The following is a 23,215-nucleotide window of genomic DNA, read 5'->3' on the forward strand; positions in this document are numbered from 1 at the left end:
GCGCAGCCTCGTCGCCGCGGGGCTGCGGCATACTGCGCCGCCCATGAGAACCCAGCCCATCCGCCCTGCCGAGGTCGACTTCTCCGAACCGGCCGCCCCCAGCGCGCCGGCCTTCGGCGACGTCTACCATGCCCGTGCCGGCGCCTTCGCGCAGGCCCGCCACGTCTTCCTCGGCGGCAACGGGCTGCCGCAGCGCTGGCAGGGGCGCGCGCGGTTCGTGATCCTCGAGACCGGCTTCGGGCTGGGCAACAACTTCCTGGCCACCTGGGCCGCCTGGCGAGACGATCCGGCCCGCGCCGAGCGCCTCGTCTTCATCAGCGTCGAGAAGCACCCGCTGCGCACGGCGGACCTGCAGCAGGCCCACGCGGGCTCCCCCGAGCCGGCGCTCGCCCGCCAGCTCCTGGCCCAGTGGCCGCCGCTGACCCACAACCTGCACGTGCTGGACTTCGAGCAGGGCCGCGTGCGTCTGATGCTGTGCCTGGGCGAGGCGCGGGAGTGGCTGGCCGAGCTGGTGGCCGATGTCGACGCCTTCTACCTGGACGGCTTCTCCCCCTCCCTCAACCCGGAGATCTGGGACCCCTACCTGCTGCGCAGCCTGGGCCGGCTGGCGGCACCGGGTGCGACCGCGGCCACCTGGAGCGTCGCGCGCACGGTGCGCGAGGGCCTGGCCAGCGCGGGCTTCGAGGTCCGCAAGGCCGAGGGCTTTGCCAGCAAGGGGCAGATGAGCGTGGCGCGCCACCAGCCGCGCCACGTGCCGCAGCGGCCGGCCGGACGCGAAGCCCTGGCCCCGCAGGCCCGCACGGCCCTCGTGATCGGGGCGGGCATCGCCGGTGCCGCCTGTGCGCACGCCCTGGCCGCGCAGGGGCTGGACGTGAGCCTGCTCGAGGCCCGCGACGCCCCCGCGCAGGCCGGCTCGGGCAATCCCGGCGGGCTCTTCCACGGCACGCTGAATCCCGACGACGGCCTGCATGCCCGCTTCAACCGCGCCACGGCGCTGCACACGCGACGCTGCGCCGACGCGCTGCTCGCCAGCGGCCACCTGCCGTGGCTCCAACGCGGCCTGCTGCGCCTCGATCCTCAGCGGGACCTGGCCACGCTGCAGGCCCAGATCGCCCGCCTGGGCCTGCCGCGGGACTACGTCCAGGCCCTGGAAGCCCCGGAGGCCGCGGAGGCCGCCGGCTGGCCCCTGGGCGAAGCGGCCCGCGGCGGCCCCCCGGCCTGGTTCTACCCGGGCGGCGGTGCCCTGCCCCCGGGCGGGCTCGTGCGGGCGCTGCTGGCGACCGCGGCCCGCCCCATCCGCCTGATGTGCGACCGTCCCGTGGCGCGGCTCGCACAGGACGGCGCGCGCTGGCGCTGCCTCGGTGCCGACGGGCAGCTGCTGGCCGAGGCCGACGCGCTGGTGCTGGCGGCCGGCACCGAGAGCCTGGGCCTGCTCGGCACGCTGGCGGGCCCGGACCTCGGCGGCCTGCTGCCGCCCCTGATGACGCAGCGCGGCCAGATCAGCCTGCTCGGGCCCGATGCGCTGGCGGCCGCCGGCCTGCAGGCGCCTCGGCTGCCGGTGGCCGGCGCGGGCTATGCGCTGGGCCTGCCGGACGGCGGTCTCGTGTTTGGCGCCACACATCAGGAAGGGGACCTGGACCCACAAATCCGGGACAGCGACCACCACGAGAACCTCGCCCAGCTCGCGCTGCTGACCCCGCAGGCCCTGCCCCGCCCGGCGCCGGAGCAGGGCCGGGTGGGCTGGCGGCTCATCGCACCGGACCGCCTGCCCCTGGTCGGCGGTCTGGCCGTGCCACCCTTGACGGGGCGCACCGACCAGGTGCGGATGATCCCCCGCCTCCCGGGGCTGCTGGTGTGCACGGCCATGGCGTCGCGCGGCTTGACCTGGGCCCTGCTATGCGGCGAGCTGGCCGCGAGCCGGCTCACCGGGGCGCCCGCGCCGCTCGAGGCGAGCCTGGTGGACGCGGTGGACCCGTTGCGCTTTGCGTGCCGCCAGACCCGGCCCCAATCCCGACCGGGCTGAGCGCCCTTGCCCGAGGGGCTGGACGTGCCGGCCCGAGACGCTAAGCTGATACCAGCGCACCGCCCAGTCCGCACTGCCAGGAGTCTCAGCAAGTGCCCCCATCGATCAGCGGCGCAAGGTCCGACCCTCACGTCATCGCGTCTCCCGCGCGGCCAGCCGACGCCGGGCCGGACGAGCTCGAGCAGCTGCTCGCCGGCATGCGGCTCAGCCAGCTTGAATGGCCCGCCGAGAAGCTTCGCGAGGAGCTGGAGCGCGCGAACGGCTTCCGTCCCGATCCGGCCCAGACCCTGGAGCTGGAGGCCTACCGGCTGCTCCAGGGCATCGGTCGCGACCCGTCCGCCGCACTGCAGCGCCTGCGCCGGGCGCGGGAGCTGCAGCAGCTCGGCATGACCCTCAAGGCCCCGCTCGCCGAGGCCGCCGCGTGGCGGGTCATGCACACGCTCGAGAGCCTGCTGCAGATGTTCCCGGCCTCCCTGCACAGCGCCGGCATGGCCGCGAGCCTTTACCTGCAGGGCGGCGAGGACGAACTCGCGCAGCTGATGACGGTGCAGCGCAACAGCGTGCTCTTCCACGCCGAGATGTACGAGGAGCTGGGCGCATCCTGCCGGCAGCTGCTCGCCGAAGGCACGCCGCTGCCGCCCGCCTTCCGCCATCGCATCCTCGGCGGCGCCGGGGCCGCCGGCGCGGCCTTCAGCCTGGCCATCCGCGCGGACGACGACGCCAGCTTCGAGCGTCACCTCGAGGAATCCATCGCCCTGCACCGGGAGGCCATGGCCCTGGCCGAGGCCCACGGCCTGGAAGCGCTGGCCTCGGTGAGCCTGACCAATCTCGCGATCGTCGAGGCCACCCGCGGCCACGCCGAGCTCAGCCGCTCGCTGATGGAGGCGGTAGAGCGCCGGCCGGAGGTCGATCCCAACCGCCCGGGCTGGAAGGAGTGGCACCGCTACTGCGCCGTGCTGGTCAACGCCCAGCAGAGCGAGGCGGGATGGCAGGCGCTGATGGACGCCGCTCGCGACTACATGGGCCACGGGCTCAACCGCTCCGCGGTGCGGGATGCCTGCCTGCATGCCGTGAAGCGCCTCGGGCGCCGGCTGGGTCGGATGGGCGATGCATTGTGGGCGGCAGAGCGGCTGAACGAGCTGCGCCAGGCGTCCTACCTGCAGCTGGCTCACACGCTGAGCGACACGGTGGACGCCGTGCTCGAACGGCCCCACCTGATCCACGAGCGCGAGGCCCTCGCCCAGCGCGGCTCCGACCTCGAGAGCTCGCTGGCCCAGCGCAATGCCGAGCTGTCCGACACCCTCGCCCGGCTGCAGGCGGAGATCTCCATCCGCCAGGCCACGGAGATGGCGCTGCAGAAGGCCCACGATGAGCTCGAAGCCCAGGTGCGCGAGCGAAGCGCCCAGCTGGAGCAGGCCATGCGCACGCTGATGCAGCACGAGAAGCAGCTGGCGCTCTCGCGCATGGTGGCCGGCATGGCTCACGAGATGAACACGCCGCTGGACAACGCGCGCATGGGCGCCTCGCTCATCGGCGAGCGGGCGCAGCAGCTGCGCCAGCGGCTCCAGGAAAACAGCCTGCGCCGGGGCGAGCTGGCCGACCTGCTGGTGCAGCTGGACGGCGGCAGCGACCTCATCGACCGGGGTCTCGTGCGTGTGGCGCAACTCGTGCAGCGCTTCAAGACGCTAGGCCACGATGACGGGCAGCAGGAACGCAGCGATCTGGACCTCAGCGCACTCGTCCAGCTCAGCGCCTCCAGCTGGCGCCAGGCGCTGGCCGAGGCCGGCGTGGAGCTGCGCCTCAACCTGCCGGCCCACTGTCCCTTCCGCGCGCACCCGCAGGACCTGCAGCACGTGCTGCAGCAGCTGCTGGAGAACAGCCTGATCCACGGCTTCAGGCAGGGTCGGCAGGGAACGATCTGGATCGACCTGTCGGTCGAGAATCTCGAAAACGCCACAGATCCGCCGCTGGAGCACACGACTCTCACGGGCCGCGAGCTGCCGCCCGAAACGACGCTGGTCCGCCTGCACTGGCGGGACGACGGCGTCGGCATCCCCGCCGAGCACCTCCCGCGCGTCCTGGAGCCCTTCTACACCACGCAGCTGGGCCGCAGCGGCGTGGGCCTGGGCCTCACCAGCGTGCACCGGCTCGTCGTCGAGCGCATGGGCGGCGCCCTCACGCTGCAGAGCGAACCCGGCCAGGGCACGGCCGTGACCATCCGCTTGCCCATGACATTCAAGGAAGTCTGACTTCGCAAACCGGAAAGCCACACCTATGACATTCGTCATGGTCTGCGCAAGTGAGGGGCAACACCAAGAGGGATTCTGAGGAGCACGCGAGGAAACAACTTGTCGCAAATTTGCTGGGTGCCCCGAGTTCCCCTCCTCGGCAAGCCACCCAAAAACACAAGGATCCCCGGATCCAGCGCAAGACGGAGTACACGATGAAGAAGTCTAGGTCCCTGAACAGCATCAGCATCGCCGTGGCCGCCCTGGCGGGCCTCATGCTGGCCCCCCTGACCGCTCAAGCCGACCCGCAAGGCCGCGCGCTGGGTCACATCAAGCAGTTCTCCGGGCGCAGCCTGCACGGCAGCGGCCATGACTACAGCGTGCGCGACGTGATCGTCGATGCCGACGGCACCGAGCACGTCCGCTTCGACCGCACCGTCGATGGCCTGCGCGTGATCGGCGGCGACCTGGTCGTGCGCTCGGATCGCAACGGCAGCCTGCAGGCCATGCACCACACGCTGGCCCGCGAGCCCAAGGTCGTGACCAAGCCGGCCGTCTCGCTCGGCCAGGCCAAGCAGCTGGCCGTCGCCAAGCATGGCGGCGCCGACATGGGCGCCAAGCCCGAGCTCGTGATCTACGCCCGTGGCGAGCAGCCCCGCCTGGCCTGGGACGTGCTGGTCGGCGGCGAGGAAGCCGACGGCACGCCCTTCGAGAAGCACGCCATCATCGACGCCCAGACCGGCGCCCACCTGGACATGTGGAATGACATCCACACGGCCGCGGCCACCGGCACCGGCAAGAGCCTGTACAGCGGCACGGTCACCCTGACGACCAACTCGATCTCCGGCGGCTACGAGCTGCGCGACCCGGCCCGCGGCAGCACCTACACCACCAACATGAACAAGAAGACGGCCGGCAACGGCACGATCTTCACGGACACCGACAACGTCTGGGGCACCGGCACCACGGCCGACCTGGCCTCCGCCGCCGTCGATGCCCAGTACGGCACCGCCGTCACCTGGGACTACTACAAGAACGTGCACGGCCGCAGCGGCATCGCCAACGACGGCAAGGGCGCCTTCAACCGCGTGCACTACGGCCGCAACTACGCCAACGCCTTCTGGTCCGACTCCTGCTTCTGCATGACCTACGGCGACGGCGACGGCACCAGCCTCAAGTCCCTCGTCTCCCTGGACGTGGCCGGCCATGAAATGACTCACGGCGTCACGAGCCGCACCGCCAACCTGACCTACTCCGGCGAATCCGGCGGCCTCAACGAAGCCACCTCGGACATCTTCGGCACCATGGTCGAGTTCTATGCCGCCAACGGCAGCGACGCCGGCGACTACCTGATCGGTGAGAAGGTCATGGTGAAGTCGGCCTTCCTGCGCAACATGATGAAGCCGAGCGCCGACGGCGCCTCCGCCGACTGCTGGTACAGCGGCGTGGGCAGCCTCGACGTGCACTACAGCTCGGGCGTGGCCAACCACTTCTACTTCATGCTCGCCGAGGGCACCAGCAGCAGCCTGGGCAGCAGCCCCACCTGCAAGGCCGGCGACACCCGCGTGGCCACCGGCACGGGCAGCCTGACCGGCATCGGCCGCGATGCCGCCGCCAAGATCTGGTACCGCGCGCTGACCACCAAGATGACCTCCAGCACCAACTACGCCGGCGCCCGCGCCGCCACCATCGCCGCGGCCAACGAGCTGTACGGCGCTGGCAGCACGCAGGCCAATGCCGTGGCCGCGGCCTGGACGGCCGTCAACGTGAACTGAGCTTGAGGCCAGCAGGCGCCCAGGCCCTCGCGGCCGTCGGCGCCTCGGCCGCCAGTGACAAGGGGAAGCCAGCCGGCTTCCCCTTTTTCATGGCCTGCCACGGGCACTCAGCCTGGGACGATCCCGGCGCCGCCGGTCACTGCTGCCAGCGGTCCTTGCCGAGGCGCCTCGCCTGCGCGGAAGGCAGCCAGACCGTGCCGTGCACCCACTGCCGCAGCTTCAGGGACAGCGGCTCCGGGCGGCCCTCCAGATAGGTCAGCACCGCCGGCGCGCTGAGCCAGACGCGGCCGTCGCGCTGGATGCACAGCGTCTGCTGCTGGGCATGTCGCAGGAACTGGCGACTGATGGCGAAGCCGAGCACGCGCTCGAGGTCGTCCGTGGCGAGCCAGCGCTCGCCCGGCAGCCATTCCACGACGCGGATCGGCTTGCCGCGAAAGGCGTAGTACTGCCCCTGCACGTCCGACAGCGCCTGCTCGCGAAGGCCCGAGAAGAGCCCGTGCACGAGCGCCATCAGCTCGGGCGTGAACAGCCAGGCCGGCACCCAGCCGACCATCGCGGCACGGATCCAGCGCCATTCCTCCTGCCCGGCCATCACGTAGGACAGGGCCAGGGCACTCGCCATGAAGCGCAGGATCAGGCTGGCCGCGAACTGGTAGCGCCGGTGGTGGCGCTCCTCGAAGGCTCGCCGGCCCAGCAGGTAGGCCAGGGTGTCGCGGACCACCGCCGCGGGCTCAGGCGAAGGTGAGCGTCTTGACGCCCTCGGCCGTGCCGAGCAGGCACACGCCGGCCTTGTTGCGGGCGAAGACGCCCACGGTGACCACGCCGGGCCACTGGTTCACGTCGGCCTCGAAGGCAGCCGGATCCGTGATGGACAGACCGCGCACGTCGAGGATGTGGCAGCCGTTGTCCGTCACCACGCCGGCACGCAGCTGCGCCTCGGCGCCCATGGCGGCGAAGCGGCGGGCGATCTGGGCGGCGGCCATGGGGATGACCTCCACCGGCAGCGGGAACTTGCCCAGCGTCGGCACGAGCTTGGACTCGTCGGCGATGCAGACGAAGGTCTCGGCCAGGTCCGCGACGATCTTCTCGCGGGTCAGCGCAGCACCGCCGCCCTTGACCATGTGGCCCTGGTGGTCGATCTCGTCGGCGCCGTCGATGTAGACCTTCAGGCCCTTCACCTCGGCGGCCTCGAGCACGGGAATGCCCAGCGCCTTCATGCGCTCGGTGGAACGCACGGAGCTGGAGACAGCGCCGGCGATCTTCCGGCCGCTGGCGGCCAGGGCGTCGATGAACTTGTCCACCGTCGAGCCGGTGCCGACGCCCACGATGGCGCCTTCCTGCACATAGGCCATCGCAGCCTGGCCGACGAGGGCCTTGAGTTCGTCTTGGGTCATTGCAGTCTTTCCGGGGGTTCTGAAGAGGGTCAGGTCTTGCCAGGCGGGGATCCGGCCATCAGGCCATCAGGCCTGGCGGGCGCGGCGGGCCTTCACGGCGGCGGCGAGCTCGCGCAGCAGGGGCTCCGTCTGCACCCAGCCCAGGCAGGCGTCGGTGATGGAGACGCCGGGCTTGAGGTCGGCACGCGTCTGGCCGTCCAGCAGGTCCTGGCGGCCGGCCTGCAGGTGGGACTCGATCATCACGCCGGTGATGCGGCTGTCCCCGCCGGAGATCTGGGCGGCGACGTCACGGCCGACATCGATCTGGCGCTCGAACTTCTTGCTGGAGTTGGCATGCGAGAAGTCGATCATCACCTGCTCGCGCAGGCCGGCGGACTTCAGTGCGTCGCAGGCGGCCTGCACCGAGGCGGCGTCGTAGTTGGGCGTCTTGCCGCCGCGCAGGATCAGGTGGCAGTCGTCGTTGCCGCGGGTCTCGAAGATGGCGGCGGCGCCCATCTTGGTCATGCCCATGAAGGCATGGCTGGCGCGGGCGGCCAGCACGGCGTCGGCCGCGACCTTGATGCCGCCGTCCGTCGCGTTCTTGAAGCCGACCGGGCAGGACAGGCCGGACGCCAGCTGGCGGTGGCTCTGGCTCTCGGTCGTGCGGGCCCCGATGGCGCCCCAGGCGATGAGGTCGGAGATGTACTGCGGCGAGAGCAGGTCCAGGAACTCCGTGCCGGCGGGCAGGCCCAGCGCCGTCACGTCCAGCAGCAGCTGGCGCGCCAGGCGCAGGCCTTCGTTCATGTGGAAGCTGCCGTCCAGGCGCGGGTCGTTGATGTAGCCCTTCCAGCCGACGGTGGTGCGCGGCTTCTCGAAGTAGACGCGCATCACCAGCAGCAGCTCGCCCTTCATCTCGTCGCGGGCCTTCTTGAGCAGGCGGGCGTAGTCCATGGCCTGGTCGTGGTCGTGGATGGAGCACGGGCCCACCACCACCAGCAGGCGGTCGTCGCGGCCGTGCAGCACGTCGCTGATCTCGTGGCGGGCGCGCTCGACGACGTTGAGGGCCTCGTCGGAGATGGGCAGCTCGTCCAGCAGCAGGGCGGGCGAGATCAGGGGGCGCACGGCGCCGATGCGGGTGTCATCGGTGCGGGTGGTGTCACGGGTGCTGTCGCGCGAGCCGATCTCGCGGTCATTCTGGGGATGGTCGAGGGATTTCATGAGGGCTGGGCAGAGGCGGGATTGCCCCGATTATCAGCGAGGGCGGATGCGACAATCGCCCCCACCCCTACAAGCCTATGCCCCTGGCCTCACGCCGCCGGGGCGCCGCCGTGCCGCCATGTCCCTGATCCCCTACGCCCTGACCCGCCCCTTCCTCTTCGGCATGGACCCCGAGCATGCCCACGAAGTGACGCTGGGCTCCATCGCCCGCTTCCAGAACACGCCGCTGCAGTGCCTGTGGTCGCAGAGCCGCGTGAGCGACCCCGTGCAGCTGGCCGGCCTGCGCTTCCCCAACCGCGTGGGCCTGGCCGCCGGCCTGGACAAGAACGGCCGCTGCATCGACGGCCTGGGCGCCATGGGCTTCGGCTTCATCGAGGTCGGCACCGTCACGCCCAAGGGCCAGCCGGGCAATGACAAGCCGCGCATGTTCCGCCTGCCTGCGGCCAACGCGCTGATCAACCGCCTGGGCTTCAACAACGAAGGCCTGGACAGCTTCATCGCCAACGTGAAGCAGGCCCACAGCTTCAGGCAGGCCGGCGGCCTGCTGGGCCTGAACATCGGCAAGAACGCCGTCACGCCCATCGAGCACGCGGTGGACGACTACCTGATCGGCCTGGCCGGCGTGTACCCGCATGCCGACTACATCACCGTCAACATCTCCAGCCCCAACACCAAGAACCTGCGCGCCCTGCAGAGCGACGAGGCGCTGGACGCCCTGCTCTCGCGCCTGCAGGAACGCAAGCTGCAGCTGCAGGCCGAGCACGGCCGCGTGGTGCCGATGTTCCTGAAGATCGCGCCGGACCTGGACGAGGACCAGGTCGTGGTGATCGCCCGCACGCTGAAGGCCAACGGCATCGATGGCGTCATCGCCACCAACACGACCATCGGCCGCGAGGCCGTGAAGGGCCTGCCGCATGCCGAGGAGACGGGCGGGCTCTCAGGCCAGCCCGTGTTCGAGCCCAGCAACCGCGTGATCCGCCTGCTGCGCGCCGAGCTCGGTGCGGGCTATCCCATCATCGGCGCCGGCGGCGTGATGAGCGGTGAGCACGCCCGCGCCAAGCTGCAGGCGGGGGCCGATCTGGTGCAGGTCTACACGGGCCTCATCTACAAGGGCTCGGCCCTGGTGCCCGAGTGCGCCCGTGCGCTGCAGGGCTTCAAGGGCTGAGGGCGGGACGCAAAGCACATGGGCATCGAGATCGAACGCAAGTTCCTGGTGCAGGGCGAGGCCTGGCGCCACGGTGAGGGCCGCTACCTCTGCCAGGCCTACCTGAACCGCGATCCGGCCCGCACGGTGCGGGTGCGCATCGATGGCGAGCAGGCCTTCCTCACGATCAAGGGGCGCAGCGTGGGTGCCACGCGCAGCGAGTTCGAGTACGCGATTCCAGTGGCCGACGCGCAGGCGCTGCTCGCGCTGGCGGACGGCCCGGCGGTCGAGAAGCGGCGCCATCTGGTGCCCATGGGCGAGCTCGTCTGGGAGATCGATGAGTTCCTGGGCGCCAATGCGCCGCTCGTCGTCGCCGAGATCGAGCTGCCGCGCGAGGACCAGCCCTTCGAGCGCCCGGCCTGGGTCGGCGAGGAAGTGACGCAGGACCCGCGCTACTTCAACTCCGCGCTGGCGGCGCGGCCCTTCTCCAGCTGGTGATCAGCCCGCGGGGTTGACCTGGCGTTCCAGGTAGCGTGCCGCCTCGCCGAAGCTCTGCAGCTTGCGTTGCAGCCAAGAGGGCTTGGCTGCGAGCGGCGCAAAGCCCAGGCGCTGCCAGAACGGCGCGGAATCCTGCACCGCGATCAGGCCGAGGCGCGGCAGACCGAGCACGACGGCGCGGTGCTGCACGTGCGCCAGGAGCCGCGGGGCCAGGCCCCGTCCCCGCCCTGCCGGGCTCACGGCCACGTCGTGCAGGTACAGCAGCGTGGGCTGCGCCGGGCAGCGGTAGTCGCTGGCATGCAGGCCCGGCATGGTCTCGGCGCACACGGGCAGGCTGATGGCATAGGCCAGGAGCTCACCGGCAGCATCGAAGGCGCCCCAGCAGGTCTGCAGCGGCGCGGTCTCGCGCAGCTTGGAGGCGAAGGCCTCGGCGGGCTCGACGTAGTCGGGGCCATAGCAGGTGGATTGCAGACGCAGGACGGCGTCCAGGTCGGCCGCGCGCAGCGGCCTCACGGCAAAGTCAGGGGACATGGCACAGACGGGCAAGCTCAGGACAGCAGGCGGCCCCAGGGATTGAGCGCCGGCGTGAACAGCGCGACGAAGACGAGGATGTTGAGGGCCACGGTGCCCCAGAAGATTCGCATGAAGACGGGCTTGCTGCGCTTGTGCGCCAGCAGCTGCTGGGCCAGCAGCGCGCCGGGCCAGCCGCAGCACAGGGCCAGGCCCTGCAGCGTCGATTCGGCCACGCGCCACTGCCCCTTGCGGGCGGCGCGCTTGTCGCCGGCGTAGACGATGAAGGTGGCGAGGCTCATGGCCATGTAGGCGCCCCACACGCCGTGGGGCAGCGGCCAGGACAGGTGCACGGCCAGCACCAGCGAGGCGAAGGCCGGGATCAGCAGGAGGACGGCGCCCCCGCGGGCCGCGTCGCGCGAGCCCGGCGCGGGCCGGGCCGGTGCCGGTTTGCGGGCCGCCGCCGGACGACGGGGCTGCAGCGCCTTGGCGCGCAGCGCGCGAGGCTTGCCCTGCGCGTCATGCCCGGCCTCGAAGCTCAGGCGCTCGCCCACGTAGGGGCGCCAGGCACGCAGGCCGAAGGCCCTGGCATGGACGAAGAGCTTGCCGCCGCCCGCATCCGGGGCGATGAAGCCATAACCCTTGGCATCGTCCCACTGCGTGAGCGTGCCGTGCTGCCGCGTTCCCATCTCGCCTGATTGATCGACCAGAAACGAAAAAAAGGCCGGCAGCGTCCACGACGCGCCGGCCTGCGTTCACTCAGCGACCGAAGCCGCCGCGACGCGGACCCTGCGGGGCCGGACGCTTGCCCGGGCCGCCGGCACGGCGGTCGTCGCCGAAGTCACGGTTGAACTCGCGGCCGCCTTCGCGGTTGCCGTGGAAGGGCTTGTCGCCGAAGGCCGGCTTGCCGCCGAAGCCGCGCTTCTCGCCGAAGGAGCCGCCACGGTCATCACGCGGTGCGAAGCCCCGCTTGTCGCCACCGAAACCGGGGCGATCACCACCACGGTCGCCGCCACGGTCGAAGCCACGATCCTGGCCGCCGAAGCCGCGGTCCTGGCCGTAGGGCTTGCGGTCGTCGAAGCGGCGGGCATCGGGACGGAAGCCTTCGTCACGGCGCGGCGCGAAGCCCTCACGCGGGGCGAAGTCGCGGCCTTGGGCGCCCTGCTCGCGGCCGAAGCTCTTGCCACCGTCGCGGGGCGCGAAGCCGTCACGGGGAGCGAAGCCGTCACGCGGCTGGAAGTTGCCGCGCGGCGCGAAGCCCTCGCGCTGGAAGGGCTTGCTGCCGAAGCGCTTGTCGCCCTTCTGCGCCCAGCCCGGACGGTCACCACGATCGCCACGATCGAAGCCACGCTCGCCGGCGGGACGCGGCGGGAAGATGCGCGGTTCCTGCGTCTTGGGCTCGAGGCCCTCGATGTGCGTCACCGGGATCTGCTGGGTGGTGAAGTGCTGGATGCGACGGATCATGGACACATCGTCACGCAGGGCCAGCGTCACGGCCAGGCCTTGACGGCCGGCGCGACCGGTACGGCCGATGCGGTGCACGTAGTCCTCGGCCTTCATCGGCAGGCCGTAGTTGATCACGTGGGTGATGGTCGGCACGTCGATGCCGCGGGCGGCGACGTCGGTGGCCACCAGCACGCGCACCTCGCGACGGCGCAGGGCCATCAGCGTGCGGTTGCGCTTGCCTTGCGGCATGGCGCCGTGCAGCGGGGCCACGGCGTGGCCGATCTCGGCCAGGCGCTCGGCCAGCCAGTCGGCGTCACGCTGGGTGCTGGTGAACACCACGGCCTGGTCGAGCTCGGGCTGGGCCAGGATGGACTCCAGCAGCTTGTCCTTGTGGATGGGGTTGTCCGCCCAGTGCAGGCGCTGCTCGATGTTCTCGTGCGTGTCGGTGTGCGAGGCGACGTCGATGCGCTGCGGGTCGCGCAGCAGCTCCTGGGCCAGGCGGCCGACGTGGCCGGCGAAGGTCGCGCTGTACATCACGGTCTGGCGGGTGGCCGGGGTGGCGGCGGCGACGGTGTTGATGTCGTCGATGAAGCCCATGTCCAGCATGCGGTCGGCCTCGTCCAGCACCAGCATCTCGACGTTCTCCAGCACGCACTTGCCCGAGGCCAGGTGGTCCAGCAGGCGGCCGGGGGTGGCGATCAGGAGGTCCAGCGGGCCCGTCAGCTGACGGATCTGCAGGGGATAGGGCATGCCGCCCAGCACGGTGGCGACCTTCAGGCCCTGCACATGGCGGCCGTAGGTCTGTGCGGCCTTGGCAACCTGCATGGCCAGCTCGCGGGTGGGGGCCAGGACCAGGACCTTGGGGCCGTAGATCTTGCCCTTCTCGCGGCGCTTGGTGTTGTCACCGCGGGCGGCAATGATCTTCTCCAGCGCGGGCAGGATGAAGGAGGCGGTCTTGCCCGAACCGGTGCGCGACGAGACCATCAGGTCCGCGCCTTCGATGGCGGGCGGGATGGCCAGGGTCTGCACTTCGGTGGCGTTCTCGTAGCCGGAATCCTTCACGGCACGCAGCAGGACTTCGTTCAGGCCCAGATTTTCAAAACTCATGATTTCTTTCTGCAAAGCCATGCCTGGCGTCGGCCAGGAATGGCAGGCGCAAGGCATGCGACCGCAGCAGGCAATTGAAAAGCCGCGGTCTTGGTCAGGTCGCTGGAAGACGATTCACGTCGTACACCGGGCGTGCGAGACCATCAGGGGTCTGCCAAGCAGAGAAAGAGGCTTGAGCTCTGGAGCCGGTGCGGCGTCGGGGTCACAGTCAAAGCGACGGCATCGCCGCCGACCGAACCCGAGGGCGTCGGGCACCGCGTGCGCATCGAAGTGATGGCCAGGGGCTGCCGGACAAGGTCAGAGGAGACGTACGGTTCACTGGCGAGGCCCTGTCAAACCCGGGATGGGCATGGACGCCTTGCTGCAGCGAAGCCGCGAGTATACCAGGGTTTTCACGGAAAGCGCCAGCACCCGCGGGCCCTGGGCGCATGCGCTCAGGGCCGAAACGGGAGACGGCGTGAATTCATGCCGGTTGGACCGGCGGCTCCGGCATGCGCCGGTAGGGGCGACCAGGGCCACGCGGCCGCGGGCGGCGCCCCCGCCCTGCTCAGGCGCCGGGCAAGGCGGCCAGCGCCCGGCCCAGGGCCTCCATGAAGGCCTGCAGGTCGGTGCCGGCCAGGAAGGGAATGGCACCGGCCTCGCCATCCTGCACCGCGGACGGCAGCGCGTCCGCTTCGCCGTGAGCCGCCAGCACAGCGGCATCCAGCGCGCTCTCGAGCACCAGCACCCAGGCCGGCACCTCGCCACCGTCGATCGCCACACGCGCCTGGCGCTCGCGCATCAGCGCGGGGTTCCAGCTGACGTCGGCATGCACCAGCACGCTGCCCTCCTGGCGCAGTTCCAGGCCCGCGCAGGCGGCGTCGGTGGCCAGCAGCACGCTGGCCTCGCCCTCGGCCCAGGCCTGCAATTCCAGGGCACGCACCTCGGCGCTCTGGTGCTGGCGCAGATTGGCCAGCGGCAGGCCGAGGTCCTGCAGCGCCAGCGCCAGCGGGCGCAAGGCGGCGTCCTGCTGCGCAAAGACCACCACGCGCTCGGCGCGGGCGGGCACGAGTTCCGGCAGCAGCCGCACCAGGGCTGCGGCACGGGCCTCGCCCCGGCGCTCGGCCTGCGCACCCTCGCCGTGGCGAAGACGCAGCAGCGCCTGCTGCAGCTGCAGCTGCTCACCGGCGGACAGGCTGCCCAGGCGGGACCAGCGCTGATGCAGGCGCGTCACGGCCTGGACATCGGCAGCGTCGAGCTGCACGCCCGGCGCGTCCTGCGCCGCGATGTGCAGCAGCGTGGTCGAGAGCTGGGCCGCCAGCGACGCGGGCAGGCCTTGCGCCAGATCGCGACGGCGGCGCGCCAGCATCACAGCCTCCAGCACCTCCCGCTGCTGGCGCTTGCCGGCCTCCGCCCCCAGGCGACGCAGGGCCGCATAGGGACCGCGACGGGCCTCGTCGAGCCAGGCCACCAGCGGAGCGAGCAGCGCGGTGCCCAGCAACTCTTGCTGAGCCAGCAAGATCAGCTGCGGCGCGCCGATCGCCTGGAGCGACGGCAGTGCCTCGCCCAGGGTCTCGATGGCGTCGACGATCAGCAGTTCACAGCCGCGGGCCACGTCGAGCGCGCCCGGCGTCGTCAGCGTCCAGTCGGCCGGCCAGGCGCCCAGCAGGCGCTGGGCCTCGTCACGCCATGCGGCCTGCAGCTCGGCCGGCGCCACGATGGCCACGGTGCCGACGTCAAAACCGGTCTGCCACAGGCGCGCCGCGACCACGGCCGAGGCCCGCTGCGGCAGCGGGGACTCGTCCGCCAGCAAGGCACGCCCCGCGCAGACGGCGAAGAGCGCGGCTTCCCATTGCAGCTCCGGCAGGGCCGTTTTCACCAGCGCGTGCAGCGCCGGCGAGGCCAGGCCCTCTTCGAAACGCTGCGCCAGGCGCTCGACGCGGTCGCCGGCATCGGCCGACAGCGCCAGCTGCTGCCAGACGTCCGGCGCCACGCGCAGTTCGTGGCCCTCCTCGGCCGCCGCCTGCAGCAGCGCAGGCAAGACCTGACCCTCCAGCGGCGCGATGAAGCGGCCCTCCTCGTCAGCCCAGTCCTCGGCCAGCGCGCGCAGCGCCGGGCTCGCGCCCTGCCCCAGACGCCAGACCAGGCGGCGTTCCCAGCCGGCGCTCAGCGTCAGCTCGCTGTAGGGCGTGTCCGGCCCGGCGGCGAGGCGCTCGGCCTGGCCCGCGCGGGCGCCAGCGAGCTGAGCGATGAGCCAGTGGCTGTGCGCGCAGTCCCCCGCCTCGCTGTCCTGGAATTCCGCGCAGCTGCAGCGGTAGCGACCCAGGGCACTGCCCTGCAGGTCCAGCGTGGCGAGCGTCTCACCGCCGGCCGACTGGATGGCATAGCTGCCGAACAGGCCCGGCTGGGTCTTGTGCCAGCGCCAGTCGGGACCTTGCGGCCGGGTGACGGGTGCGGGCACGTCGGCCAGGCGCTCGGCGTCCGGTGCCTGCGGCGCCTCGGCGACGGCGACCGGCTTTGCAGCGCGGGACTTGCGGGCGGGCGGCGCGTCGGGCACGGCGACCGGGGCGGCCGCCTTGCGACCACGGCGGCTGCCGGCTTCAGGCGCGGGCTGCTCGAAGGCCGCCGCCACCTCGGCGACGAGCGCCGCCACAGGGGCCGCCACGGCGGGCGTGGCGGTCTTGCGGGTCTTGCCGGCCGGGGCGGCCGGCGTGTCCACCGGCTGTGCCGTTGCCTTGCGGGCGGGCTTGGCAGCCACCGGTTCCACCGTCACGTCTGCCGCCTTGCGCTTGCGAGCGGGCTTGGCCGCGGCAGCCACCGGGTCGGCGGCCTTTGCCTTCGGGGCCGCGGCGCGGCTGCGCGGGGCAGGCGTTGCGACCGGGGTCACGGCGTCGCCAGCGTTCTGGGCGGCCCCCTTCTTCGCCGGCTTGCGTGCGGCCGATGCCTCGGGTTCGACCACCGGCAGCTCCGGCTTCACCGGCTTGGCCGTGACCTTGCGGGCGGCGGCGGTCTTCACCGGCGCCTTCTTGGCGGAGGTCTTGGCAGAGGTCCTGGCGGAAGCTTTGGCGACCTTCGCGGGCGTGCTCGCCTCAGGGGCGTCCACTGCCACGGCCGCCTTCTTGGCGGCCGGAGCGGTCTTGGCGGAGGTGGCGGTCTTCTTGGCCGCGGTCTTCGCGGGGGCCACGGCCGCTGCCTTGGCCGCGGCCTTCACGGGGGCCTGGGCCGGGGCCTTGGTGGCGGCCTTCGCGGGCGCCTTGGTAGCCGCCTTCGTGGCCGTCTTCGGGGCCGTCTTCGTTGCCGTCTTGGCCGCCACCTTGGCGGCGGTCGGGGCAGCAGTCTTGGGCGCCGTCTTGGGCGCCGTCTTCGCTGCCGGCTTCTTCACGGGGGCCGGCGCTGCCGTCTCGGGCGCGGCGTCGGGGGCGGCCTTGCGGCGCGGGGTTTTGCTAGTTGCCATGGCATGGAGTCGGGACAGGCCCTGCGGCCGCCCCGATGAAATCAGGGGTCAGTGATCAGCACAGCGGGGCACCAACCCCGCAGGCTGTTGAAAAAGGCCAGACCCTGGGCACGTGCCAGGTCCGACTTGTGCAGCGGCGCTTCCTGCAGCTGCCCTCGGGCCAGCAGCGACTCGCGCAGCACGCCCGGCAGCAGCCCGGCGGCCAGGCGCGGCGTCAGCCAGCGGCCCTCGATCTGGAGTGCGATATTGCCAAAGCTGCACTCCGTGAGTTCCTCGTCTTCGTTCCACAGCAGCACATCGAAGGCTGCCGCGATCTTGTCCTGTGCGAAGGCCTCGTAGTGGGCGCGTCGCGTGGTCTTGTGCTGCAGATACTCCGCCAGCGCGCCCCGCGTCGGCATGGGGCGCCGGGCCAGCATCAGTGGCACTGGGGTCGGAGTATCGCCCAAGGGCTGGCAACCCAGCCGCGGCAGGCCGTCGCGGGGCAGCGTCAGTCGCACACGCCAGCGGCCGCTCGGGTGTTGCGCGGCCACTTCGGACAGCGCCTGGCGCACATCGGCCGGCCGGTGGCGCAGGCCGAAGTGATGCGCCGTGCGCTGCAGACGCGCGAGGTGGAGATCGAGCAGCGCATAGGCGCCGTCCTCCAGGCGCAGCGTCTCCAGGGCCTCGACGGGCGCCTCGGCGCGCAGCAGGAAGCGCGTCTTGGCCCGCCACTCGGCGAGCTCGGCGGCGGGCTCGGAGTCCAGCGTGATGCCGCTGCCGATGCCGCACTGCAGGCCTGCGGGCCCGAGCTCCGCCGTGCGGATCGGCACGTTGAAGGTCGTCACGCCGCCCGGCTGCATCAGCCCGAGGGCCCCGCAGTACCAGCCGCGGGCCTCGGGCTCCAGCGCCCGGATGATCTGCATGGCGCGGACCTTGGGCGCGCCGGTGACGGAGCCGCAGGGGAACAGGGCACGGAAGACATCCAGCAGGCGCACGCTGGCGCGCGTGACTGCGCTGACGCTGGAGACCATCTGCCACACCGTCGGCAGCGCAATCAGCTCGAACAGACGCGGCACGCGCACCGTGCCGACCTGGGCGACCCGGCTGATGTCGTTGCGCAGCAGGTCCACGATCATGAGGTTCTCGGCGCGTTCCTTGGGACTGGTGCGCAGGTGCGCCTGCGCGGCCTCGTCCTCCACGACGTCGCGCCCGCGCGGCGCGGTGCCCTTCATCGGCTGGGCGGCGAGCAGCCAGCTGCGCGTGCCGTCGGGCGCGTCCGGCACGGGGCGCCAGTCGAAGAAGAGCTCGGGAGAGACGCTCGCCACGCCCGCCTCCCGCAGAAAGAGCGCGAAGCCGCCCGGCTGGGCCGCCTGCAGCGCGAAGAAGAGCTGGGCGAGGTCCGGCGCAGGGTGCGGCGCCCGCAGCCGGGTGGTCAGGTTGACCTGGTAGCAGTCACCGGCGCGGATCCACTCGCGGATGCGCTCGACCTGCGCGGCCTCGTCGGCGTCCGGCTGGGTGTCCGTCCAGCCCAGCGCGCCGGTGTGGCATGCCAGGGCCGGCCAGGGCTCGGGGGCCTGCTCGTAGACGGCGAACTCCGCGAGCGGGCCCGTTGCCGCGTGGTGGACCAGATGGCGGTCGAGCGCGGCGGCGGCCTCGTAGCGCAGCCCCCCGAGCACCCAGGCGCCAGCCTGCGCGGCCGCCTCCGCCGCGGCGATCACGCCGGGCAGCGACTCGGCGCTGTGCGCCCGCAGCCAGCGTGCCGGCGGGGTCGTCCAGACCCCGCGCACGCGCTCGCCGTCCTCCCGGGCCAGCGGATGGCGCGGGAAATCGAAGGCGGCCTGGACCTGCGCCGGGCGAAGCGATGGCGTCATGTCAGGGAAGCCCGCAAAGGCCGGTTCGGCACCCGGCTCAGAGGCTCAGGAAGTGCGTGCGGTAGTAGGCCAGCTCATCGATGGACTCATGGATGTCCGCCAGCGCCGTGTGGGCCTGGGCCTTCTTGAAGCCCTCGATGATGCCGGGCTTCCAGCGGCGGGCCAGCTCCTTGAGCGTGGACACGTCCAGGTTGCGGTAGTGGAAGAAGTCCTCCAGCGTCGGCATGTAGTTCGCGAGGAAGCGGCGGTCCTGGCAGATGCTGTTGCCGCACATGGGCGACTTGCCGGCCGGCACGTACTGCTTCAGGAAGGCGATGGTCTGCGCGGCGGCCTCGTCCTCCGAGATGGTCGAGGCCTTGACGCGGTCGATCAGGCCGCTCTTGCCGTGGGTGCCCTTGTTCCAGGCGTCCATCTTGTCCAGCGTCTCGTCGGTCTGGTGGATGGCGAAGACCGGGCCCTCGACGCGCACGGTCAGGTGCGGGTCCGTGACCACCACGGCCACCTCGATGATGCGGTCGCGGTCCGGGTAGAGGCCGGTCATCTCCAGGTCGATCCAGATCAGGTTCTGGTCGCTGATGGGCAGCAGGGGGGCAGTGGTGTCGCTCATGGTGTCGTCATTCAATCGGATGGCGCCTCGGGGGCAGGCGGCGATTGTCGCAGCCCTACACTCGGGGCCATGCAAACTGCCTCCCTGACCTCGGTGCTGCAAGCGTGGCTGCCCCCGCTGCCGGCCCCCGTGATGAGCGCCCTGCTGGCTGCGGCCCTGGCGCTGAGCCTGGTGCTCAAGCTGTGGCTGGCCAGCCGCCAGGTGCGCCATGTGCGGCAGCACCGGGGCGCCGTGCCCGCGCCCTTCGCAGCCAGCGTGCCGCTCGGCGCCCATCAGAAGGCGGCCGACTACACCGCGGCCAACACCGGCTTCGGCATGCTGAGCCTGGCCGTCTCCAGCGCCCTGCTCGTGGGCTGGACGCTGCTCGGCGGCCTCCATGGCCTGAACGAATGGGTGCTGGACCACACGCTGCAGCGCTTCGGCCCGCTGGGCTACCAGCTGTGCCTGCTGACCGTCTTCGCCCTCATCGGCGGGCTCCTGGACCTGCCTCTGGAGCTGTACCACACCTTCCGCCTAGAGCAGCGCTTCGGCTTCAACCGCACCACGCTGCCGCTCTACGTGGCCGACCTGTTCAAGGGCCTGCTCGTGGGCGCCCTGATCGGCCTGCCCATCGCGGCGCTGATCCTGTGGCTCATGGGCACCGCCGGCCCGCTGTGGTGGCTGTGGGCCTGGGGCGCGTGGATGGGCTTCAACCTGCTGATCATGGTGCTCTATCCCACCGTGATCGCCCCCCTGTTCAACAAGTTCGAGCCGCTGCAGGACGAGCTCCTGCGCGGACGCGTCGAGGCCCTGATGGCCCGCTGCGGCTTCGCGGCCAAGGGGCTTTTCGTGATGGACGGCAGCCGCCGCTCGGCCCACGGCAATGCCTACTTCACCGGCATCGGCGCGGCCAAGCGGGTCGTCTTCTTCGACACCCTCCTGCAGCGCCTGCACCCGGGGGAGGTCGAGGCCGTGCTCGCGCATGAGCTGGGGCATTTCAAGCACCGCCATGTGCTCAAGCGCATGGTCAGCCTCTTCGCGCTGAGCCTGCTCGGCTTCGCGCTGCTGGGCTGGCTCTCGACGCAGGTCGGCTTCTACGTGGGCCTGGGCGTGCAGCCCAACATGGCGGCGCCGAACGACGCGCTCGCCCTGCTGCTCTTCATGCTCGTGCTGCCCGTGTTCAGCTTCTTCCTCACGCCGATCGCCGCCCAGCGCTCGCGCCGGGACGAGTTCCAGGCCGATGCCTACGCCTGCGCGCAGTCCAGCGGCCAGGACCTCGCCAACGCCCTGCTCAAGCTCCACGAGGACAATGCGGGCACCCTGACCCCGGATCCGGTCTATGCCGGCTTCTACTACTCGCACCCGCCGGCCAGCGAACGTCTGGCCGCCATTGAACGCCTCAGCCCCCGCCCTGCATGAATCTCCTCCTTGCCCAATGCGTGCCCCAGACCGCCGCCCTGCCCGAGTCCGAACTCGGTGACTGGCTCGCCCAGGTCCCTGGCTGGCTGCCCGACGCCACGCACAAGGCCATCGCCCGCCGCTTCACCTTCGACAACTACTACCAGGTGATGGCCTTCGCCAACGCCGTGGCCGAGATCGCCCATGCGCAGGACCACCACCCGGACATGGTGCTGAGCTTCAACGTGGCCACGGTGAGCTACTGCACGCACTCGGTGCAGGCCCTGAGCGTCAACGACTTCATCTGCGCCGCCCAGATCAACGCGCTGCCCGAGGCCCAGCCGTGAGCGCTCCGCGCTTCAAGGGCCGCCCGGGCGCGAACAGCCGCGCCAGCCAGGCCGGCGGGCTGGATCTCGGCCTGGTCGTGCGGGGCCACGGGCGCCACTACATCGTCGAGGACAGCGAGGGCCGGCGGCGCGTCTGCCACCCTCGCGGCAAGAAGAGCGACTGCGTGGTCGGCGACCAGGTCCGTTGGGCGGAAGCGAGCAGCGACGAGGGCGTGATCGAGGCCGTGGAGCCCCGCCGCAACCTGCTCTTCCGCCAGGACGAGTGGAAGACCAAGAGCTTCGCTGCCAACCTGGACCAGCTGCTGGTGCTGGTGGCGGTCGAGCCCGTCTTCTCGGAGTCGCAGCTGGCGCGCGCCCTGATCGCCGCCGAGAGCGCCGGCATCAGCGCGCGGGTGGCGCTCAACAAGACCGACCTCCCCGGTGTCGCCGCCCAGCGCGAGCGCCTGCGGCCCTACCGGGACATGGGACTGACGGTCATGGAGCTGGCGCTGCGCGAGGACCCGACGGCCTCCGCCGCCGCACTCGTGCCATGGCTGCAGGGCAAGCGCACGTTCGTGCTGGGCCCCAGCGGCACCGGCAAGAGCACGCTGATCAACCTCCTGATCCCCGATGCCCAGGCCCAGGTGGGGGACATCTCCCAGGCCCTCAACTCCGGCCGCCACACCACCACCACGACGCAGTGGTACTGGATGGACGCCGAACGCGGAACCGCGCTGATCGACTCGCCGGGTTTCCAGGAGTTCGGCCTGCGCCAGATCGAGCCCGCCCAGCTGCCGCAGCTGATGCCAGACCTGCGCCAGCACGCCGGCGGGTGCCGCTTCTACAACTGCACGCATCTGCACGAGCCGGGATGCGGCGTGCGGGCGGCGCTGGAGGCCGGGCAGATCGCGGCCTCGCGCTATCGCATCTACGGCGAGATTTTCGAGGAGCTCAGCAGCAAGCGCTGGTGAGGCCTGCGCAGCCGGCCATGCGGGCTCCGGGCCAGGCAGCCGCGGGGCCTTGCCGTGCCGCCCCATCGCGATCCAGCCTGGGGCGGGCAGACCGCCGGGCGGCCGCCGGTCCGAGCGCTTACGGTGCCTGAGGCGGCAGTGCCGGGCGGCCGGGCGCAGCGTTTGCGTCGCCACCCACGTCGCCGCCCACTTCGCGGGCCTCGACATCCACGACATCCGCCGGATCCACTCGCCGTCCGCCGGGTCCGGCGGCCCCCGCAAAGCCCTGTCCTGCGCGGAAGGCGCGCGCACGGGCAAAGCCGGAGAGGTCCACCACCGGCTTGCGGCCGCGGATGAGGCTCCACAGGCTCAGGCCCAGCAGGGTTGCCAGCGCCAGCGCCATCAGGCCCAGCACCAGGACGGCCGTGGCCACGGCCAGGACCAGACGCAGCACCAGGGAAATCAGAGCAGAGAACAAGCCGGTTCCTTTCAAGAAAAGACGACGCCGAGGCGTCAGCCGCGCCCAATGTAAGGCATGCGGTTGGCCATGAGGGTCATGAAGGGCACGTTGACCGACAGCGGCAGCTGCGCGAGCTGCACGATGGCGTCCGCCACATGCTGCACGTCCATGGTGGCCTCGACGGCGATGCTGCCGTTGGCCTGGCGCACGCCCTGCTGCATGGGCACGGCCATCTCGGTGGCAGCATTGCCGATGTCGATCTGGCCGACGGCGATGTCGTGCTCGCGCCCATCCAGGCTCAGCGCCTTGGTCAGGCCGGTGATGGCGTGCTTGGTGGCGGTGTAGGGCGCCGAGTTCGGGCGCGGCACGTGGGCGGCGATCGAACCGTTGTTGAGGATGCGACCGCCCCGGGGCCGCTGGCGCTTCATCAAGCCGAAGGCGGCCTGCGCGCACAGGAAGCTGCCGGTGAGGTTGACGTCCACCACGGCCTGCCATTGCTCGACCGACAGCTCGTCCACCGGCACCGCCGGCGCACTCAGGCCGGCGTTGTTGAACAGCAGGTCAAGGCGGCCGAAGCGGGCCTCGATGGCAACGAACAGGCCCTTCACCGCCGATGCATCGCCCACGTCGCAGGGCTGCACCCAGCAGCGTTCCGGGGCGATGCAGGCCGCCTGCGTCTGGGCCAGCGGCTCGGCGCGGCGCCCTGCCAGCACCACCTGCCATCCGGCCCGGACCAACGCCAGCGCGGCGGCGCGGCCGATACCGCTGCCGGCCCCGGTGACCAGCGCGATGCGGTCGGACAGATCAGGTGCTGAGGTCAAGGCGGCGGGGGACGGTGTCATGGCAGGCAGGCGCTGGGGCTGCCCGGAGCGGCAGCCGACGCGGCATCA

19 protein-coding genes are annotated in these 23,215 nt (G+C 71.5%); 8 read left to right on the top strand and 11 right to left on the bottom strand.

What is annotated here, in order from left to right:
* Positions 1 to 43: 43 nt before the first annotated feature.
* The 3 genes from mnmC (at position 44) to QRD43_RS19790 (ending at position 6,026) form a co-directional block, all read left to right on the top strand.
* Positions 44 to 2,023: a bifunctional tRNA (5-methylaminomethyl-2-thiouridine)(34)-methyltransferase MnmC2/FAD-dependent 5-carboxymethylaminomethyl-2-thiouridine(34) oxidoreductase MnmC1 gene (gene mnmC / locus QRD43_RS19780; RefSeq protein ID WP_285984226.1), complete on the top strand. Its 1,980-nt coding sequence runs from the start codon at positions 44 to 46 to the stop codon at positions 2,021 to 2,023.
* Between the two features lie 92 nt (positions 2,024 to 2,115).
* A complete protein-coding gene (locus QRD43_RS19785; protein WP_285984227.1) occupies positions 2,116 to 4,272 on the top strand; it encodes a sensor histidine kinase in 2,157 nt (718 codons plus the stop codon).
* Positions 4,273 to 4,466: 194 nt separating this feature from the next.
* Positions 4,467 to 6,026 carry a M4 family metallopeptidase gene (locus QRD43_RS19790; protein ID WP_285984228.1) on the top strand — a complete coding sequence of 520 codons (1,560 nt, stop codon included), beginning with the start codon at positions 4,467 to 4,469 and terminating at the stop codon, positions 6,024 to 6,026.
* Between the two features lie 136 nt (positions 6,027 to 6,162).
* Here the strand turns inward: QRD43_RS19790 and QRD43_RS19795 are convergent, their stop codons facing one another.
* The 3 genes from QRD43_RS19795 to QRD43_RS19805 all read right to left on the bottom strand — a co-directional run bounded on the left by QRD43_RS19795 (position 6,163) and on the right by QRD43_RS19805 (position 8,617).
* A complete protein-coding gene (locus tag QRD43_RS19795) occupies positions 6,163 to 6,747 on the bottom strand; it encodes a hypothetical protein (protein ID WP_285984229.1) in 585 nt (194 codons plus the stop codon).
* Between the two features lie 10 nt (positions 6,748 to 6,757).
* Complete coding sequence (rpiA, locus tag QRD43_RS19800) at positions 6,758 to 7,420, bottom strand: ribose-5-phosphate isomerase RpiA (RefSeq protein WP_285984230.1); 663 nt, start codon at positions 7,418 to 7,420, stop codon at positions 6,758 to 6,760.
* A 66-nt stretch (positions 7,421 to 7,486) separates the two neighbouring features.
* Positions 7,487 to 8,617 carry a 3-deoxy-7-phosphoheptulonate synthase gene (locus QRD43_RS19805; RefSeq protein ID WP_285984231.1) on the bottom strand — a complete coding sequence of 377 codons (1,131 nt, stop codon included), beginning with the start codon at positions 8,615 to 8,617 and terminating at the stop codon, positions 7,487 to 7,489.
* Positions 8,618 to 8,735: 118 nt separating this feature from the next.
* Between QRD43_RS19805 and QRD43_RS19810 the strand changes: the two genes are divergently transcribed.
* Positions 8,736 to 9,782 (top strand): quinone-dependent dihydroorotate dehydrogenase, encoded by a 1,047-nt coding sequence (locus tag QRD43_RS19810; protein ID WP_285984232.1) that lies wholly within the window; start codon positions 8,736 to 8,738, stop codon positions 9,780 to 9,782.
* A gap of 18 nt (positions 9,783 to 9,800) precedes the next feature.
* Positions 9,801 to 10,259, top strand: coding sequence for a CYTH domain-containing protein (locus tag QRD43_RS19815; RefSeq protein ID WP_285984233.1), 459 nt, complete (start codon positions 9,801 to 9,803; stop codon positions 10,257 to 10,259).
* Here QRD43_RS19815 and QRD43_RS19820 read toward each other — a convergent pair whose 3' ends face one another.
* The 6 genes from QRD43_RS19820 to orn form a co-directional block, all read right to left on the bottom strand.
* Positions 10,260 to 10,790, bottom strand: coding sequence for a GNAT family N-acetyltransferase (locus QRD43_RS19820; protein ID WP_285984234.1), 531 nt, complete (start codon positions 10,788 to 10,790; stop codon positions 10,260 to 10,262).
* Between the two features lie 17 nt (positions 10,791 to 10,807).
* Positions 10,808 to 11,458 (bottom strand): DUF1294 domain-containing protein, encoded by a 651-nt coding sequence (locus QRD43_RS19825; protein WP_285984235.1) that lies wholly within the window; start codon positions 11,456 to 11,458, stop codon positions 10,808 to 10,810.
* A 70-nt stretch (positions 11,459 to 11,528) separates the two neighbouring features.
* A complete protein-coding gene (locus tag QRD43_RS19830) occupies positions 11,529 to 13,322 on the bottom strand; it encodes a DEAD/DEAH box helicase (protein WP_285984236.1) in 1,794 nt (597 codons plus the stop codon).
* A gap of 547 nt (positions 13,323 to 13,869) precedes the next feature.
* Positions 13,870 to 16,755 (bottom strand): helicase-related protein, encoded by a 2,886-nt coding sequence (locus QRD43_RS19835; protein ID WP_285984237.1) that lies wholly within the window; start codon positions 16,753 to 16,755, stop codon positions 13,870 to 13,872.
* Between the two features lie 41 nt (positions 16,756 to 16,796).
* Positions 16,797 to 18,605 (bottom strand): bifunctional chorismate-binding protein/class IV aminotransferase, encoded by a 1,809-nt coding sequence (locus QRD43_RS19840; protein ID WP_285984238.1) that lies wholly within the window; start codon positions 18,603 to 18,605, stop codon positions 16,797 to 16,799.
* Between the two features lie 37 nt (positions 18,606 to 18,642).
* Positions 18,643 to 19,212: an oligoribonuclease gene (gene orn / locus QRD43_RS19845; RefSeq protein ID WP_285984239.1), complete on the bottom strand. Its 570-nt coding sequence runs from the start codon at positions 19,210 to 19,212 to the stop codon at positions 18,643 to 18,645.
* A 69-nt stretch (positions 19,213 to 19,281) separates the two neighbouring features.
* Between orn and QRD43_RS19850 the strand changes: the two genes are divergently transcribed.
* From QRD43_RS19850 to rsgA, 3 genes are read left to right on the top strand one after another with little or no spacing between them, the layout of a single operon-like run.
* Positions 19,282 to 20,610 (top strand): M48 family metallopeptidase, encoded by a 1,329-nt coding sequence (locus QRD43_RS19850; RefSeq protein WP_285984240.1) that lies wholly within the window; start codon positions 19,282 to 19,284, stop codon positions 20,608 to 20,610.
* Entirely contained in the window at positions 20,607 to 20,936 is a 330-nt protein-coding gene (locus QRD43_RS19855; RefSeq protein WP_285984241.1) for a 4a-hydroxytetrahydrobiopterin dehydratase, read from the top strand. Before QRD43_RS19850 ends, QRD43_RS19855 begins: the two co-directional genes overlap by 4 nt.
* Positions 20,933 to 21,886: a ribosome small subunit-dependent GTPase A gene (gene rsgA, locus QRD43_RS19860; protein WP_434063912.1), complete on the top strand. Its 954-nt coding sequence runs from the start codon at positions 20,933 to 20,935 to the stop codon at positions 21,884 to 21,886. The genes QRD43_RS19855 and rsgA overlap by 4 nt, the downstream gene beginning before the upstream one ends.
* Positions 21,887 to 22,004: 118 nt before the next feature.
* Here rsgA and QRD43_RS19865 read toward each other — a convergent pair whose 3' ends face one another.
* Complete coding sequence (locus QRD43_RS19865) at positions 22,005 to 22,343, bottom strand: hypothetical protein (RefSeq protein ID WP_285984242.1); 339 nt, start codon at positions 22,341 to 22,343, stop codon at positions 22,005 to 22,007.
* 35 nt (positions 22,344 to 22,378) lie between these two features.
* Positions 22,379 to 23,167: an SDR family oxidoreductase gene (locus QRD43_RS19870; RefSeq protein ID WP_285984243.1), complete on the bottom strand. Its 789-nt coding sequence runs from the start codon at positions 23,165 to 23,167 to the stop codon at positions 22,379 to 22,381.
* Between the last annotated feature and the right edge of the window lie 48 nt (positions 23,168 to 23,215).

Origin of the sequence: Roseateles subflavus (assembly GCF_030285365.1) — a bacterium.
In the GTDB taxonomy this organism is placed as follows: Bacteria; Pseudomonadota; Gammaproteobacteria; order Burkholderiales; family Burkholderiaceae_C; genus Roseateles_B; species Roseateles_B subflavus.

Bases quoted from the DNA above. Each gene is read 5' to 3' on its own strand.
- QRD43_RS19825 (WP_285984235.1), bottom strand. From the start codon at position 11,458: ATGGGAACGCGGCAGCACGGCACGCTCACGCAGTGGGACGATGCCAAG.
- QRD43_RS19810 (WP_285984232.1), top strand. From the start codon at position 8,736: ATGTCCCTGATCCCCTACGCCCTGACCCGCCCCTTCCTCTTCGGCATG.
- QRD43_RS19805 (WP_285984231.1), bottom strand. From the start codon at position 8,617: ATGAAATCCCTCGACCATCCCCAGAATGACCGCGAGATCGGCTCGCGC.
- QRD43_RS19850 (WP_285984240.1), top strand. From the start codon at position 19,282: ATGCAAACTGCCTCCCTGACCTCGGTGCTGCAAGCGTGGCTGCCCCCG.
- rpiA (WP_285984230.1), bottom strand. From the start codon at position 7,420: ATGACCCAAGACGAACTCAAGGCCCTCGTCGGCCAGGCTGCGATGGCC.
- QRD43_RS19820 (WP_285984234.1), bottom strand. From the start codon at position 10,790: ATGTCCCCTGACTTTGCCGTGAGGCCGCTGCGCGCGGCCGACCTGGAC.
- QRD43_RS19840 (WP_285984238.1), bottom strand. From the start codon at position 18,605: ATGACGCCATCGCTTCGCCCGGCGCAGGTCCAGGCCGCCTTCGATTTC.
- QRD43_RS19855 (WP_285984241.1), top strand. From the start codon at position 20,607: ATGAATCTCCTCCTTGCCCAATGCGTGCCCCAGACCGCCGCCCTGCCC.
- QRD43_RS19815 (WP_285984233.1), top strand. From the start codon at position 9,801: ATGGGCATCGAGATCGAACGCAAGTTCCTGGTGCAGGGCGAGGCCTGG.
- mnmC (WP_285984226.1), top strand. From the start codon at position 44: ATGAGAACCCAGCCCATCCGCCCTGCCGAGGTCGACTTCTCCGAACCG.
- QRD43_RS19870 (WP_285984243.1), bottom strand. From the start codon at position 23,167: ATGACACCGTCCCCCGCCGCCTTGACCTCAGCACCTGATCTGTCCGAC.
- QRD43_RS19835 (WP_285984237.1), bottom strand. From the start codon at position 16,755: ATGGCAACTAGCAAAACCCCGCGCCGCAAGGCCGCCCCCGACGCCGCG.
- orn (WP_285984239.1), bottom strand. From the start codon at position 19,212: ATGAGCGACACCACTGCCCCCCTGCTGCCCATCAGCGACCAGAACCTG.
- QRD43_RS19790 (WP_285984228.1), top strand. From the start codon at position 4,467: ATGAAGAAGTCTAGGTCCCTGAACAGCATCAGCATCGCCGTGGCCGCC.
- QRD43_RS19830 (WP_285984236.1), bottom strand. From the start codon at position 13,322: ATGAGTTTTGAAAATCTGGGCCTGAACGAAGTCCTGCTGCGTGCCGTG.